General features: G+C 59.1%; 9 protein-coding genes. 7 read left to right on the top strand and 2 right to left on the bottom strand.

The genetic code is table 11. The features are described 5' to 3' along the window. The first annotated feature begins 14 nt into the window (after positions 1-14). From NZK35_RS08515 to tssH, 5 genes are read left to right on the top strand one after another with little or no spacing between them, the layout of a single operon-like run. On the top strand, positions 15-821 hold the full coding sequence (locus NZK35_RS08515) for a type VI secretion system accessory protein TagJ (protein ID WP_259632107.1): 807 nt from the start codon (positions 15-17) through the stop codon (positions 819-821). Next, positions 822-1,316: a type VI secretion system baseplate subunit TssE gene (tssE, locus tag NZK35_RS08510; protein ID WP_095736225.1), complete on the top strand. Its 495-nt coding sequence runs from the start codon at positions 822-824 to the stop codon at positions 1,314-1,316. Then, the gene (tssF, locus tag NZK35_RS08505) at positions 1,313-3,154 is read left to right on the top strand and encodes a type VI secretion system baseplate subunit TssF (protein ID WP_259632106.1); all 1,842 of its coding nucleotides are present in this window, start codon (positions 1,313-1,315) and stop codon (positions 3,152-3,154) included. The genes tssE and tssF overlap by 4 nt, the downstream gene beginning before the upstream one ends. Further along, complete coding sequence (gene tssG, locus NZK35_RS08500; protein ID WP_259632105.1) at positions 3,118-4,263, top strand: type VI secretion system baseplate subunit TssG; 1,146 nt, start codon at positions 3,118-3,120, stop codon at positions 4,261-4,263. The genes tssF and tssG overlap by 37 nt, the downstream gene beginning before the upstream one ends. A 44-nt stretch (positions 4,264-4,307) precedes the next feature. Beyond that, the gene (gene tssH, locus NZK35_RS08495; RefSeq protein WP_259632104.1) at positions 4,308-7,157 is read left to right on the top strand and encodes a type VI secretion system ATPase TssH; all 2,850 of its coding nucleotides are present in this window, start codon (positions 4,308-4,310) and stop codon (positions 7,155-7,157) included. Between the two features lie 717 nt (positions 7,158-7,874). Here tssH and NZK35_RS08490 read toward each other — a convergent pair. Continuing rightward, a complete protein-coding gene (locus tag NZK35_RS08490; RefSeq protein ID WP_259632103.1) occupies positions 7,875-9,308 on the bottom strand; it encodes a hypothetical protein in 1,434 nt (477 codons plus the stop codon). A gap of 580 nt (positions 9,309-9,888) precedes the next feature. Between NZK35_RS08490 and NZK35_RS08485 the strand changes: the two genes are divergently transcribed. Then, positions 9,889-12,672 (top strand): hypothetical protein, encoded by a 2,784-nt coding sequence (locus tag NZK35_RS08485; RefSeq protein WP_259632102.1) that lies wholly within the window; start codon positions 9,889-9,891, stop codon positions 12,670-12,672. Between the two features lie 216 nt (positions 12,673-12,888). On the opposite strand, the gene NZK35_RS08480 is transcribed toward NZK35_RS08485, so the two are convergent. After that, complete coding sequence (locus tag NZK35_RS08480) at positions 12,889-14,004, bottom strand: cysteine desulfurase family protein (protein ID WP_259632101.1); 1,116 nt, start codon at positions 14,002-14,004, stop codon at positions 12,889-12,891. A 703-nt stretch (positions 14,005-14,707) separates the two neighbouring features. On the opposite strand from NZK35_RS08480, the gene NZK35_RS08475 reads away from it, so the two are divergent. Beyond that, complete coding sequence (locus NZK35_RS08475; protein ID WP_259632100.1) at positions 14,708-15,925, top strand: DUF1559 domain-containing protein; 1,218 nt, start codon at positions 14,708-14,710, stop codon at positions 15,923-15,925. Positions 15,926-15,996 lie beyond the last annotated feature (71 nt).

Below are 15,996 nucleotides of genomic sequence, written 5' to 3'. Positions count from 1 at the left end.
CGAGGCATTCAACGATGACAAACACTCCGATGGAGCTGTACGAAGCGGGGCGGCTGGACGAAGCGGTGGACGCCTCCCTGGCGATGGTCAAAGCCAAGCCGGCCGACGTCGGATTGCGGTTTCAACTCGCCGAACTCTCCTGCATCGCCGGCAACTTTGAGCGTGCCGACAAACAACTCGACACCGTCACCAATCAAGACCCGCAAGCGGCCATCGGTGCGGCGTTGTTGCGACAATTGGTGCGAGCGGAATTGGCCCGGCGAGAATGTTTCTTCAAAGGCCGGGTGCCGGAGTTTTTGGGTGAGCCGTCTGACAAACTCAAAGCACACCTTCAGGCATTGACGCTGTATCGTTCCGGCGACGTCTCCGCCGCCGCGGCGGCCCTGCAACCAATGGCGGAAATCGCCAACCTGAATCAGCCGATTGAGGTCAACGGCAACGAGGTCGACGAGATCCGCGACTTGGACGACCTGCTGTCGCCGGTCTTGGAAGTGCACACGACGACCGGAAAGTATTTCTGGGTCGACTGGAACCAGATCCTGGAGATGGAAATCCATCCGCCCAAGCGTCCCTTTGACCTGCTCTGGCGGCAAGCGTCCCTGTCGATCGAGTCGGGACCGGACGGCGAAGTGTACCTGCCGGCAATCTATTTGGAGCCGGAAGAAGACGGCCCGACCGACGCCAATCTGCAACTCGGACGCGGCACCGACTGGGCCGATTCGGGCCAGGGAATCGTTCGCGGCCGCGGCCAAAAAATGCTGCTCGCGGGCGACCAAGACTTGCCGATCATGGAACTGCAAACGATCCGGCGTGGTGAGTAAATGTCTCGCGTTCCCAACGACCGCCCACTGATCCCCAGCGTGCTCGATCGGCTGATCGACTTGGAACCGCACAATCGGACCGAAGCACCGTTGAACCGGACCCAGGTGTTACAGCAGATGAAAGAAAGCGTGGGACGCGACCTGCAAGCACTACTCAACACCCGCTGTCGCGCCACCAGTTGGCCCGACGATCTGAAAGAATTGGACCGCTCGTTATTTGCCTATGGCATCCCCGATTGCGTGGGGATCAACACAGGCTCTCGCGAACAACAGGAAATGCTGCGCCGGATGATGTTGCGTTCGATCGAAGCCTTTGAGCCGCGATTGATCAACGTCCACGTCCGACTCGCCGACACCAGCGATCCGACCGATCGGGCACTCCGCTTTCGCATCGACGGAATGTTGAAGGTCGACCCCGCTCCCGAACCGGTGATTTACGACAGCAAGTTGGACGCGACCAGCGGAGACTTTTTAGTGCGTGGAGTTCGCCGATGACGGATCGATTGCTGCCCTACTACAACCAGGAACTTCAATACCTGCGCCGCTTCGGTTCGGAGTTTGCCCAGGAGCATCCCAAGATCGCCGCGCGGCTGCGGTTGGGCGATGACCTGAGCGAAGATCCGCACGTGTCGCGGATCATCGAATCTTTTGCGCTGCTGTCGGCCCGCACCCGACTGAAGCTGGACGATGATTTCCCGGAAATCACGCACGCGATGCTGGGCGTGCTCTACCCGCATTATCTCGCCCCGATCCCGTCGACGGCGGTGGTCGAGTTCGCGCTCGATCCGCGACAGGCGGAATTGGTCGGCGGCTACAAGATCGCTGCCGGCGAAGGCGTGGAAACCGAGTCGACCGAAGACGGGGCCTGCCAATATCGAACCGTCTATCCGGTCAAGCTGTTTCCCTACAAGGTCGCCGCGGCGGGATACAAGGGGCAGCCCTTCCAATGCCCCCCGTCGCCGCTGTTGCCCAAGGCCGAATCGGTCTTGCATGTGGAATTACGTAGCTTTCGTGAAGCCGTCACCTTCGAAACGATGGAGATGACGTCGCTGCGTTTTTTCATCCGCGGGATTTCACATGCCGCGATGGACTTTTACGAATTGATTCATAACGACTCGATCGAAGTCTTGCTGGCGCGTTCCCCCACCGATCCGAAACCGATTCGATTGTCGGCCGCTGCAATCCATCCGATCGGGTTCGAGGCCGACGAGTGCATCTTTCCTTCGCAACCGCGAACGTTCAGCGGCTACCGATTGTTGTCGGAATACTTCGCGGCGCCCGAGAAATTCATGTTCTTCGACGTCAAAGGGATTTCACAGGAATCGCTCAAAGGATTCGGCGGATCGCTGCACCTGTACGTCTTGATGAAACGCCATGTCGGTGCGGTGGAGCAATTTGTCGAACCGGAAACGATTCGCATCGGTTGCACGCCGATGGTCAATCTATTTGAGCAGCGATGTGAACCGATCCGGGTCAGCTATACGATGCCGGAATATCGAGTGATTCCCGATGCCCGCCAGCCCAGGGCGTTTGAAGTTCACAGCCTTTCAAGCGTGACGGCGATCGATTCGGAACGCGACGAAAAGGTTTATCACCCGTTTTATTCGGTCCGGCACGCCGGCGAGGAGAGGCTGCGGCGGGGATTTTATCATTTGCATCGGCGTCGATCGGGGCAAAGCGGCGGTGCCAAGGATCTGGCGACTGAGGTCTATTTGTCATTGGTCGATCTGGATTTCCAGCCCGACCAGAGTGACGGAACCGTGCTCGACGTGCGGGCGCTTTGCACGAGCCGAAATCTGCCCCAGCGGTTGGAGTTTGGCGGCGGCCGCCCGAAGTTGCAGCTGGTACACGGCGGACCGCTGGAAGCCCCCAAGTGCGTCACCCAACCGCGGGTGACACTGCGGCCGCCGCTGGAAAAAGGCACGTACTGGCGGATGATCAGCCATCTGTCGCTCGGCCACGTGTCGCTGTTCGACGCCGACGAAGGGGCCACGGCACTGCGAGAAATCCTGGGACTGTACGATTTCATCGGCAAGGGAGACTCACAGCAACGGATCGATTCGATTCGTTCGGTCAAGTGCCGACCCGGCGTGGCGCGTTGTCAAAACCCGTCCGGCGGATCAACGCTGTGTCGCGGTCTGGACCTGGACATCTTGATCGACGAAGAACGTTTGAGCAGCGGCGGTGCCTATTTGCTCGGCATGGTACTGGAACGATTCCTGTCCCTGTACGCTTCCATCAATTCCTTTACCCGAACCTCGTTGCGAAGTAGCCTCCGAGAACAAGAGGTTGCCCGATGGCCGGCGCGATCCGGAAGACAGACGTTTCTGTAAGCAAGCGGCTCGTCGACGAGCCGTATCAATTCAGTTTCTTTCAAGCCGTTCGGTTGCTGCTCTCCGGTGCGTTGGCGGAGCTGGATCGCGATCTGGCGCTGGGGTCCAATGCGCGTCGCGGGCGTCTGGGAACGGTCAGCAACATTTCCGAAGAAGGCGTCCGCTTTCGATCGGAGGTCTCGCTGAGTTTCTCGCCCAGCGAAATCGTGTCGCTGCACCCGAGACAGAGAAAAAGCGACGCGGAAGACGATTCGGACAATCAGCCTTGGGAATTGGAGATTGCGTTTTGGGGATTGATCGGTCCGGCCGGCGCCTTGCCGAATCATTACACCCAACTGGTGATCGACCGCGTGCACAACAAAGACGTTGCGATGCGGGACTTTTTGGACATCTTTTCCCATCGCCAGCTGTCGTTTTTTTATCGGGCGTGGGAAAAGTACTTTTTACCGGCCGGCTTCGAAAACGCGGTCAACGACCAACGCCCCGAAAATGATTTGGTTCGCGAAGCCCTGCTAGCGATCGTCGGCCGCGGGACCAAGCACGTCCGCAATCGCCTGGAATCGGCCGATGACGCCTGTGTTTATTACGGCGGCCAATTCGTCGATCGTCCGACCGCCGAATCCCTCCGCGCGATGGTGTCCGATTACTTGCAATTGCCGGCCGCAGTGCTGTCACTGTTCGGCCAATGGCTGGTGTTGCCGATCGCCGAACGATCGCGTTTGGGGCGTGCCGACGGCCATTGCCGGATGGGTGTCGATACGATCATGGGAGACCGGACATGGGACCCCAGTTCAAAATTCCGAATCCAGATCGGGCCGGTGACCTGGCAACAATTTGAAAGCTTGATGCCCACCGGCGAAACCTTGGTGCGGATCTGCCAATTCATCCGCAGCTACGTCGGGTTGGAGTTTGATTTTGACCTGCAAGTCATCCTGTCGGCCGACGAAATTCCGGTCTGTGAATTACCCTCGGAATCCTCCTTCACCGGTCCCGGGGAATCGACCAAGGTCAAACCGCATTTGGGATGGAACACTTGGCTTTGCAGCAAACCGCCCACGCGCGACAGCGACGACGCGGTTTTTCACCACGACGGTGCGCCAACACGCTAGAACATAGATGTCCTCTTCTCTGACCTTCGACGCTTGACCGAACCATGGCACAAATCAATCTCAAAGAACTCGTCGGAAAACTCAATGACACTTGCCGTGGCGCGCTGGAAGCGGCGGCAGGGCTGTGTCTGTCGCGAACCAATTACAACATCGAGATCGAGCATTGGTTGCTGAAGTTGTTGGAGAACGACCAATCCGACCTGACGATCGCCTGTAAAGCGTCGGGCGTGGACGTCTCTCGCTTGATGTCTGATTTGAACAAAGCGATCGACAAGTTCAAAACCGGCAACGGCCGCCCGCCCGCGCTCTCGCCCAACGTGGTGGACCTGGTTCGTGAATCCTGGCTGTTCGCTTCGGTCGATCACGGCGTCGCCAAAGTCCGCTCCGGACACCTGTTGGTCGCCTTGTTGACCTCCTCGACGCTGCGACCGCTCGCCCGCGATGCCTCCGATCAGTTCGACGAAATCAACGGCGACGCCATCATTCAAGATTTCGGAGTGCTACTCGCCGACAGCGAAGAGGCACAGATTCCGATGGCGGTCGGCAGCGCCGGGCCGCGGCCGAGCGGAGACCCGACCAAGCCGACGACCGGCCCGACCAAAACTCCGTCGCTGGATCAATTCACCATCGATTTGACCAGTCGCGCCGAAGCCGGACAAATTGACCCGGTGCTCGGACGCGATCCCGAAATCCGCCAAATCATCGACATCCTGACCCGCCGACGTCAAAACAATCCGATCCTGACCGGTGAAGCCGGTGTGGGCAAAACCGCTGTGGTGGAAGGCTTCGCGCTCCGCGTGGCAGCCGGTGATGTCCCCGAAGCCATCCGCAACGTTCGCATTCGAACGTTGGACCTGGGGCTGCTGCAAGCCGGTGCGGGCATGAAGGGCGAATTCGAAAACCGGCTCCGCGGAGTGATCGACGAAGTCAAGGGATCTCCCACGCCGATCATCTTGTTCATCGACGAAGCCCACACGATGATCGGTGCAGGCGGCCAAGCCGGACAAGGCGACGCCGCCAACTTGCTCAAACCCGCCCTCGCCCGCGGCGAACTGCGAACCGTCGCCGCAACGACCTGGGCGGAATACAAGAAATACTTCGAAAAGGATGCCGCATTGGCCAGGCGGTTCCAAGTGGTCAAGGTCGACGAACCCGATGAGCCGACGGCAGTCGAAATGATGCGGGGATTGGTCGACACACTGGAAAACCATCACCACGTCCGCATCATGAACGACGCCGTCGTCGAAGCGGTCAAGCTCTCCAATCGTTACATCACCGGACGACAGTTGCCCGACAAGTCGGTCAGCTTGCTCGATACCGCGTGCGCTCGGATTCAGCTGAGCCAATCGTCGACGCCACCGGCGATCGAAGACGCGACCCGCCGCCGCGATCAGCTGAACGTTTCGTTACGCATCCTCCGCCGCGAAGAACAAACCGGCATGGAGCATTCCGAAGCCATCGCGGCGGCCGAGGAGGCAAAGGTTGCGGTCGAACAACGGCTCGAAACACTGAACGAGCAATGGGAGACCGAAAAAGAGATTCTGGGGAAAATCATCGACCTTCGAAAACGGCTCGATAAAGACTCGCCCGAGCACTGGAAAGCGGAGCAGAAAGAGTCGGGGGAACACGACGCGGCCAAAGGAAAACCCGGCGACGCGAAGGCTGAAAAATCGGCAGCTAAGGGTTCCCAAGACAAGGGTTCCCTGGCCAAGGATGCAGCGAAGTCTGCGGACAAGGTCGGTGAAGGGGATGCCGAGGAAGCCGCACCGCCGACCGAAGAGCAACTGCAAGCCTGGCGAAAGGAACTGGTCGCCGCGGAAAAGGAATTGAAGAAAGTGCAAGGCGAAACGCCTCTGCTGTTTCCCTGTGTCGATTCCAGTGCGATCGCCGAAACCGTTGCCGCTTGGACCGGCATTCCGGTCGGACGGATGGTCAGCAACGAAATCAACACCGTGTTGAATTTGAAAGAATTGATGGAGGAATCGATCGTCGGCCAGTCCCACGCGCTCGATCGGATTGCGCAAAGCATTCGAACCAGCCGCGCGCAATTGCGCGATCCACGCATGCCGATCGGCGTGTTCCTGTTGGCCGGCACCAGCGGCGTCGGCAAGACGGAAACCGCGATCACGCTGGCCAATCTGCTCTATGGTGGCGAGCAAAACATGACCACGATCAACATGTCGGAATTCAAGGAGGAGCATAAAGTCTCGCTGTTGATGGGATCGCCTCCCGGCTACGTCGGCTATGGCGAAGGAGGCGTGCTGACCGAAGCCGTCCGCCGCAAACCGTACTCGGTCGTCCTGTTGGACGAAGTCGAAAAAGCACACCCCGGCGTCCAGGACATCTTTTACCAAGTCTTCGACAAGGGCAACATGAAAGACGGCGAAGGTCGCGATATCGATTTCAAGAACACGGTGATCATCATGACCACCAACGCGGGAACGGATTTGATCAAAAGTCTCTGCGCCGATGACGAAACGATGCCCGATCCCGATGGGTTCCTGGAAGCCGTCTTCCCCGAACTGCTCAAAACGTTCAAGCCGGCGTTCTTGGGTCGAACGAGCGTGATTCCGTTTTACCCGCTCAGCGACGAAGTGATGAGCAAGATTGTGCGGCTGAAACTCGGCAAGGTGCAGCGTCGTGTGGCAGACAGCTATGGTGCGAAGTTCACCTACACCGATGACGTCGTCGACGGGATTCGTGCGCGATGCACGGAAGTCGACACGGGGGCTCGAAACGTCGACCACATCCTGAACAAATCGCTGCTGCCCGAATTGTCATCACAAGTGCTGTCCAGCCTGGCCACCAACGCATCGATCACCGAAATCGCCATCGACATGAAAGACGAAGAATTCGTCTACACCGTCCACAGCGAAGACCCGGTCGGCGGTTAAAAGCGGCAGCTCTGCGACTACCCATCATCCCGTCATCAAGACGCCCCATCCGAACGACACGGGCTCAAGCCACAAGGGATTGAGCAACCGTTGGTGTCCAGCCTTCAGGCGCATCCCGCTCGCTGCGAAGCAGCGAAATGGGCGGCTAACGCCTGCACACCAGCAAACGTTGGTGTCCAGCCTTCAGGCGCCCCCGCTCGCTGCGAAGCAGCGAAATGGGCGGCTAAAGCCTGCACACCAGCAAACGTTGGTGTCCAGCCTTCAGGCGCCCCCGCTCGCTGCAGGGGACGTCGATTGCATTACTGACGAATTACTCGCCATACCGCGTTGTGGGAACGACTCGCGAGCGGCAACCGCTCCTGCGGCCCGCACGCCAGCGGCGTGCCACATCAAAGCATGGGGTCGCGCCCGCGCACCCCAAGTTCCGGTCGCCAACAGGCCGCCAACCCCAAGGGATAACGATTGTATAACGATAGCTTTTGGCAACCAATTTAGATTCTCTCCCTCTGGGAGAGACGGCGTTTGCGCAGTAAGCAAACGCCAGAGAGGGGCCACGCTGCAAAAGTCTTGGCGCCTGCCGCTACGATCAAATCCGTCACTTATACAATCGATGTCCCTTGCGGTGTGGCGCCGTTGGCGCAAAGAGCACCCGGAGGTGTCGCTGCGCTCACCTCCGGCGACTGGCTTTGACCCCCGGTCGCGGTCATGCCACGCCGCTCAAGTATCCGTCAGCGTTGCGGCGGCGGCGAGTTGTTGGATTTGGCGGAGTTTGACGAAGTTGTCGCGATAGAGCACCGAGGTGGCTTCTTTCATTTGCCGCAAGTCCTCGCGAACCTGGTCAAAGTACTCTTTCAACGCCACGTTTTCGACTTGGTGCTGGGCGAGATCCTGCTCGAGCTTCAGCTTTTCTTCCTGTCCCTTTTCCAGCATGCCCAGTGTGGCGGCGATCGCGGCGTCCAAGACTTGCTTTTCGTACTGCATTTCGGCGATGCGGATATCGAGTTCGCTGATTTGCAATCGAATCCGTCGCAAGACATAGCGATAGTCGTTCAGCGGTCGCAAGTAATACGTGTCGACCAGCGAGGCGACTTTTTCTTGGTCGATCAACAGCTTGGCGGCTTCCTCTTTGACGACCAATTCGTCGCCGACGGCGAACGTGATCGATCCTCCATCGGCGCGTTGTAGACTGCTATCGACCGCTCGTCCGTTGTTATCAAAGAAGCCGCCTTCGAGAGCACCACGCTGTTCGGGGCTGTCCACATCGATCGTGTACTTTTTGTCGAAGCGGACTTTGATCCAACGGGCCGCGGGGTCTTCGGGGGATCCACGTTGTCCGTCACGGAGGTAGTTGGCGATCGTTTCCTGGTTGGATTCCGGCCGATTGGCACGCAGGATCATCTTGACCAATTCGTCGTCGACGCGACCGAGAATGTTGTCTTCATCGGCCTTACTGCCCTCGGCGATGAAGGGCTCGTGACCGTCCAGCGGCAACATCTCGTACAAGGACCAGCTGGTCGCCCGGCCGCTGTTGATGGCATCCAACTGATTGCGTTCCAAGGGAAACGTCGGGGCGATGGTGACCACGTTGGGTTGGCTGGCGATCACTTTGAACTCGCCCAGGTAGACCATCGGGACGGGTTGTTCCAGGTCGCGGAATTTGCCTTCGGCGAATCCGTAAACGACCAAGCCGACCGGGACCAAGGGGCCGGCGGCCGCATCCGCCGCCGGGGCCGGTTGGCCGGGCACGGCGGGAGCGGTGTTGGCTCGCAGCGTGATTTGACCGGAGGGATCCGCTCCACCAAAGGCCAGACTTCGCCAGCGTCGACCGGCTTCGGTGCCGAGGTTGGACAGCTTCAACGACAGCGACTTTAAGCCTTCGCCACCGGCTGCGGCACCGCCGTCGCCGTATTGAAGCTGGCGATTCTCCTGTTCGACGTTGGCCAGTCGCTTTTCCAAGTCTTCTTTGATCTTGTGCCACGCCTGGCGACTCTTCAGCACACCTGCGGTCGGGAACAGCAGGATCATCGCCAGCAACATCGCGATCACCGCGCTGGTGATGTGGTACCAACGCCACTGTTTGGCCGCTTTGACCACCATCACGACGAAGGCGATGAACATCGCCAACAGGACTGCCAGAATAATAAATTTCATGATGGTTGGGCGGCGACAGATCGTCGTCAGAGGAGGCGATTTTTAGGGACCCGCGCGGTGCAGCGCCGGCGTCGGAAGCCTTCGAACAGGCTCGAAAACGGGTTTGGTGCGGAAAAGGTGCAGGTTTCCAACCGTTGGATACTAAGTTGGGCAAGATAGAGCGTCAAGCATTTCTATGGTTTCGGAGCATCTTGCCTGGCCGATTCAGTCTTCCTAGGCCTCAAACGACGATTTCGAGGCGGATTCAGGCGTGTTTTGTCGGAGTGGGGCGGTCGCATCGCTCCGTCGCCCAGGCCGAATCATCGTCACAGCCGGAACAACCGGCCCCCCTGCCGTGCCAAAACCGACCACTCGGCGAGCGAAACGGTGATGATCGCAATCCCTGTTGTCCGAATCGATGGTTGGGTTGTTCTGGCAATGCCAATTGAACGACTCAATTGACTCGCAGCGATTTGCCTTTTGGTAGCAATTCGCCGCATCGTAACCATTCGAACGGAATCGCGGATCAAACGTGGCTACAAAAAAGACATTGCGTAGAGTGCGAACGAGCCGGAAAGGGACCTCGGGCAAACGAAATCACTTGGCCACAGCACTGCTCAGTGCGTCGTTGGCCGCCCTGACCGGGCTCAGCGCGATCGGATGCCACCGCCAGCACTACCGCAAGCAGGCCGACCAGGAAGTCCATTGCCTGTTGCAGGAGAAAACCTCCCATCTGGCGCGGCGACCGAACACCGGGCTGGGGATTGATGTCGACCGTCGCAGTCGGATGTACAACCCGTTCGACTTGGATTTCCAACCGATGCCGATGGACGACCCCGCCTCGCATCGTTACATGCAGTGTGTTGATGGGCGTCGCGGGTACCCGATGTGGGGTGCGGCCGGATTCACCAATTCGGTCGAGAACCCGGACTGGTATCAGTTCTTGCCGCTGGACAAGGACGGCGTGCTGGTGCTCAACGCCGACACCGCCGTTCAGATCGCTCTGCTGCACTCGACGGACTATCAGCAACAACTCGAGACGTTGTATTTGTCGGCGCTTGATGTCAGCAGCGAACGATTCCAGTTCGACACACAGTTTTTTGGTGGCAGCGGCACGTTCTACGACATGACCGGTGGCGGCGATAGTTCTCAACTGGGCGTCGGCACGACGGGACTGAACTTCAGTCGAGCGTTTGCCCATGGCGGAAGCCTGGTGGCCGGTGTCGCCAACAACATCGTCTGGGAACTCAGCGGCAATAACACCCAGAGTGCGACGTCGCTGATGAGTTTTCAGCTGTTTCAGCCTTTGCTGCGGGCAGCCGGGCGCGACAAGGTGATGACGCGTTTGACGCTGGCCGAGCGTGCCCTGTTGGCCAACATTCGTTCCTTCGAGCGATTTCGCCGCAGCTTTTATCTGAACGTCACGGTGGGCCGAGGTCTGGAAAGCCAGGTTCGACGAAGTGGCGGTGTGTTCGGCGTCGGACTGTCTGGCTTCACCGGGCTGGGCAGTGGTCTGGTCGGCGGTGTTGGCGGCGGCGGCGGTGGTGGCTTCGGCGGCGTCCAAGACGCCGGCGGGTTCATGGGGCTGCTGCAAGATCAATTGCAGATCCGCAACCTGGAAGAGAACATCGCACGGTTGAGCGAGAACCAGCTGGTGTTGGAAAACACCCTGATCGAATTGCTGACGACGATTCCAGATGACCCTCAAGAGATCATTTCGCAACGATTGCAGGTCGCCCAACAAAAGAGCGCCCTGTTGAATTCGCAAAGCCAACTGGTGACGCGACAAGCGGCCTACCAAGCTTCACTGGACCGGTTCCTCGGCACGCTGGGACTGCCCCCGTACCTTTGTGCACGCATCCAAGACCCATTGTTGGAGCGGTTTGAATTGATCGATCGCGACCTGCGTTCACGTCGCGAAGAACTGATCCGATTGCGTAGCGTCGTCGGCCAGCTGAACCTTGCATTGCTGGAAGAAACCGAGTCGGGGACCGATCCCGATACCGGTTTGCCGGTGTCGCTGCTGTCTTGGACGCCGGTCGTTGAAGAGACCGTCGGGCGATTACGAACCGAACTGGAACCACTGGAAGCATTCCTCGGCGAGCTACAGCAAGTGGACGCGCCGATCGTGGCCACCGACATCGCGAAACTGGCGGAAACGATTCCGCAACGAATCAAACAGAACGATCAATTGGTCGAACTCTATGAAGTCGAACGCGAGAACATTTGCACCTTGCTGCAGGTCGACAAGATTGACGAGTCGGTGTTTGACGTCAGTGAACTGGCAACCCTGCAGTCGTACTTGGGAAATTCCTATGACGCCTTGATGGGTCGGCTGGAATCATACCGGGCGAAAGTGGCGTCCATCAATGCCTCGCTGGATCGATTCTTGGAAGAAGGTCCACAAGGCGACACGCCGACCGAGTTGTCCAAGAAGATCCGTGAGGAGTTGATCTTGGCGACGCAAGACCTGCTGTCCGAACTGGGCGATGACATCCTGACGATGCAGTTGATCCAGGCTCGCGCCCGCACCGAAAGTGCCTTGCTGCCGGAAGTCAACATCCAGCCCGCCGAAGCCTTTGAGATCGCTCGGCGAAATCGTCGCGACTGGGCCAACGCTCGGGCGGCACTGGTCGACAGCTGGCGGGCGATCGAATTCATCGCCGACGACCTGGAAAGTTCGCTGGACATCCGCGTCAGCGGAGGTGTCGGAACAGCGCCCGGGGAAAACAACCCCTTCGCACTCCGCGGCAAATCGAGCACGTTGAGCGTCGGTTTGGAGTGGGACGCCCCGATCACGCGGCTACAGGAACGCAATACCTATCGTCAATCGTTGATCGAATTCGAGCAGGCCAAACGCGGCTACTACGAATACGAAGACAGCATCTGGTTGCTGTTGCGGGCACAAGTCCGTCAGCTGCAAGTCAACCGCGTCAATTTTGAATATGGACGGCAGGCGGTTCGGATTGCGGCATCGCAAATCGAGTTGAACGGAGACATCCGCGAACTCCGCGACGCCCGCGGACTGAGCAGTGGCCCGACCGCAGCTCGCGATACGATTTCCGCACTCGGCGACTTGCTCGACGCACAGAACTCGCTGCTCAATATCTTCGTCAACTACGAAGTGATTCGACGCGGACTGGACTTGGATCTGGGAACGATGGAACTGACCCCCGAAGGGCTCTGGATCGATCCCGGTCCGATCGACCCGGACTACTTGCTGACCTTGCCGGGAACGACCACCGAAGCGGTCCCCGGTGGCGACTGCAGCCGTTGTGGCATCCGGATCAAGAACCAGCCCCAGCCACCAGATTTCCGCGGCGTCTACATCAACGAACCCTCGCTGTTGGAAATCAATCAAGTCGGTTTCGAGGAAGCACCGTAGGGGGGAACTCGTTCCCAGGCGGAGTCCTGCGCCGCGAACGATTCATTTCCTGTGTTTTTACGAGGTGTTAGCGGAAGGGCGCAAGCCCTCCGGTTCCGCATCTTTGCCAAAACACCGGAGGGCTCGCGCCCTGCCGCTAACAAATCGTTCACGGCGTAGGGCGGAGCCTGGGCACCAGCATGAATCTCTCAAATCTCAAATCTGACAACGCCCTTCTCAACCATCAAACGCCTCGGCGATCAAACCCGCGGCGCGCTCGACTTGTTCGTTGCTGGTGGTCCAACCGAGCGAGACGCGGAGGGTGCGACCGATTTGCGAATCGTTGCGTCCGATCGCGCGGAGCGACCGTGTGAACTCGTCCGGCGGTGAATTCGCCTGAGCGGTCGCCAAGGCCAACTCTCTGGCCGATTCGTGGATCCGCCGCGCGTCGCCGGGCAACTCCAATGCGACGGTGTTGGGCAACCGCGGCGATGCGTTGCACAGCACCAGCGGCGGACTCGACAGTTGCTCCGAGAGATGATTGACAAAGTGGTCGCGAAGTTCGGCCAATTGATCGTTGGCTTCGACACAATACCGCTCGGCCAGGCTCGCCGCGGCGCCCAGGCCGATGCAGCCAGGAATATTCTCCGCCCCCGGACGCAATCCCATCTCGCGCGGTTCCCCAAACGTGATCGGGTCGAGTTGCAAACCGCGGCGGACGTAGATCGCACCCGATCCCTTGGGGCCGTAAAACTTGTGACCGCTGATCGCAACGGTGTCGGCGCGGAGGTGTTTGACGTCGACGGGAACCTTGCCGAACATCTGGGTCGCGTCGCAGTGGACACAGATACCCCGGTTGTGGCAACGATCGGCGACTTCACGGACCGGCTGAATGGTTCCGACGATCGCATTGGCACCTTGCAGACAGACCAGACGCGTGTCGGGCCGCAGCATCGCTTCGACGGTCAGCGGCGAGATGATCCCCGACGGCTCGCAGGGAATCGTCTCGATCGTCCAGCGTGGATCCCGCGTCGGCAAACCGGACAGCGGGCCCAAAACGGACTCGTGCTCCAATTGGCTGACCAGCACGTGTCCCGGTTCGGCAGCCCCGAGCAGTCCCAGGATCGCCAGATTGTTCGCTTCGGTTCCGCCGCTGGTGAAAACGATCTCAAACGACTCGCAACCGGCCATCGCCGCAATGCTTTCCCGCGCCCCCTCAAGCGCTTCGCCGACCGCGTGGGCGTGCGCGTGTTCTTGGCCGGGCAACATGTAGTGCGTTGACCAATACGGCTGCATCGCCTCGAGAACCGAAGGCGCCAGGGGCGTGGTGCGATTGAAGTCGAGATAAATCACTGAAACGCAGGATCATCGACGCCGAAAATCGAAACGGCGAAAAAAGAAAAGAACGGGACGGGGAACGCAACACCATAATCAGCATCCCAGAGTTTTGCAGGTTCCCGTCCTGGTTCCTAGCGGTGCTCCCCCCATCGGTGAGGCCCGCGGACCGGGGAACGAGACGTGTTTTTGTTAGCGGCAGGGCGCGAGCCCTCCGGTCTTTCACAGTGAAACCGGACAGCTCGCGGGCTGTCCGATTTAAGCCGATCACACATGGGATCAGCCGTTTCGCGCGAGCGTACGGGCCTGCAGCACGAAGAAAACACACCAGGACCCGTAGGCTCGCGCCAAACGGCTGATTACATCGACAGCCCGCTCGCCCCCGTTCCGCAAACTCCTTCGGTGCCAAAGGAGGTGGCATTCGCCCGCTGGCGCCGGCGGCACCGCCCCCTCCGTCGATGATGCCGATCGGGCTGCCTGGGCGACGGTAAAACCGACGTTTGCCATCGTTTTGACCAAACATCCCGCCGCCGGCAGCGATTTTTCTAGCAATTCAAGGGCGGATGCATTTGCACTCCCTCGGAAATACCGCGATAATGGGAGCTCATCCAATCGTGCGGGAACCGATTACAAACCAACGCCGGCCAGTTCGCATGCCGTGAAGATCCGACTGATTCGGATCACTGGTCTCTTCTTCTCTCTTCGTTCGGAACGCGAGCAAATGAAACGTCAATCTAAGGGTTTCACCCTGGTGGAGTTGTTGGTGGTGATCGCCATCATCGGAATCTTGGTCGGCTTGTTGTTGCCCGCGATCGGTGCCGTTCGCGAGCGGATGCGAAACGTTCAGTGTTTGAACAACCTCAAGCAACTGGGATTGGCCACCACGACGTTCCACTCCAGCAAAGGACGGTTGCCGCATTACACGAATTTTTACGGCAGCTACGCCGGCGGCAGCGACCCCGCGGTTCCCGGTGGTCCCGTGATCGCCCCGCACCTGAAGATCGGTGGTTACGGCGTCGAGTTATTGCCCTATCTGGACAATCAGCCGCTGTACGAACGTTGGTCGACGAACAAATTCCCGGTGATTTCGACAGACGACAGCGGTGGGATTGCGGCCTGGAATGGTTTGTCCGGCGCGACGGTCGACGTGTTTCGATGCCCCAGCAGCACCGTCACGCGAGGTCAGTTTGGATACAACAGCTACGTCGGCAACAACGGCTCGGTCGACTCGGGGCTCAACAACGCCAACCCGAAGGCATTTGTGCAAAATGTGATCAACAATCAAAGCGTGACCGGAGCCGCATTCGTTTTCAATCAATCGGAAAACAAGAAGAACGGACTTTTCCGAAGCGGCTACATGGGTGACGCGATTGCTCCCGCGTTCTTCACCGTTTCGGGAACAAAGATGACGCTGGAGGACATCACGGACGGCCAAACGAACACGGCGATGTTCAGCGAAAACCTTCAAGCACTCGCCTGGTTCCAGCCCGGATTCACCGCCGGCAATGACATGAAACAGATCAGTACCACGGGGCAACTGGACTGGGCACAAAACTCTGCGACCAGCGGCACACCCACGATCATGGAAGCGTACTTGAAGGCAAAATTCACCACGGGGATGGTGTGGCATTTCGAAGACGATCGCAACGTCGGGATCTTTCCCACCGTTCAAGCGGTCCACCGGATCAACGGGACATTGGGCAGCTCGGGAGCCCTGCGAAACGACATCTTGGAAATGGATCTCACCAATTGCCGCGATCTTGCACGTCCGACTTCCAACCACCCCGATCAAGTGAATATGGTGTTTGCCGACGGGGCCACCAAGTCGGTCTCCAACACGATTGACTATCACGTCTATCAGGCAATCCTGACCCCCAACGGGGCCAAGAGCGAAGTGCCGGCACCGGACTGGATCTTGACCGACGAGTTGACCCAGTAGGAGCCCATCTCAGCGGGACGCGTTAGCGAGCGGCCCCGTTTGCTGACGCCGCGCCCCTTGCTGACGCGGCG

The organism is Stieleria sedimenti (assembly GCF_025060895.1).
Taxonomy (GTDB): domain Bacteria; phylum Planctomycetota; class Planctomycetia; order Pirellulales; family Pirellulaceae; genus Stieleria; species Stieleria sedimenti.
This window is presented reverse-complemented; position numbering and strand designations above follow the sequence as displayed.

What these genes read in the sequence shown, in the direction of transcription:
- NZK35_RS08515 (WP_259632107.1), top strand. Translation starts at nt 15, where the DNA reads ATGACAAACACTCCGATGGAGCTGTACGAAGCGGGGCGGCTGGACGAA.
- tssE (WP_095736225.1), top strand. Translation starts at nt 822, where the DNA reads ATGTCTCGCGTTCCCAACGACCGCCCACTGATCCCCAGCGTGCTCGAT.
- tssF (WP_259632106.1), top strand. Translation starts at nt 1,313, where the DNA reads ATGACGGATCGATTGCTGCCCTACTACAACCAGGAACTTCAATACCTG.
- tssG (WP_259632105.1), top strand. Translation starts at nt 3,118, where the DNA reads ATGGCCGGCGCGATCCGGAAGACAGACGTTTCTGTAAGCAAGCGGCTC.
- tssH (WP_259632104.1), top strand. Translation starts at nt 4,308, where the DNA reads ATGGCACAAATCAATCTCAAAGAACTCGTCGGAAAACTCAATGACACT.
- NZK35_RS08490 (WP_259632103.1), bottom strand. Translation starts at nt 9,308, where the DNA reads ATGAAATTTATTATTCTGGCAGTCCTGTTGGCGATGTTCATCGCCTTC.
- NZK35_RS08475 (WP_259632100.1), top strand. Translation starts at nt 14,708, where the DNA reads ATGAAACGTCAATCTAAGGGTTTCACCCTGGTGGAGTTGTTGGTGGTG.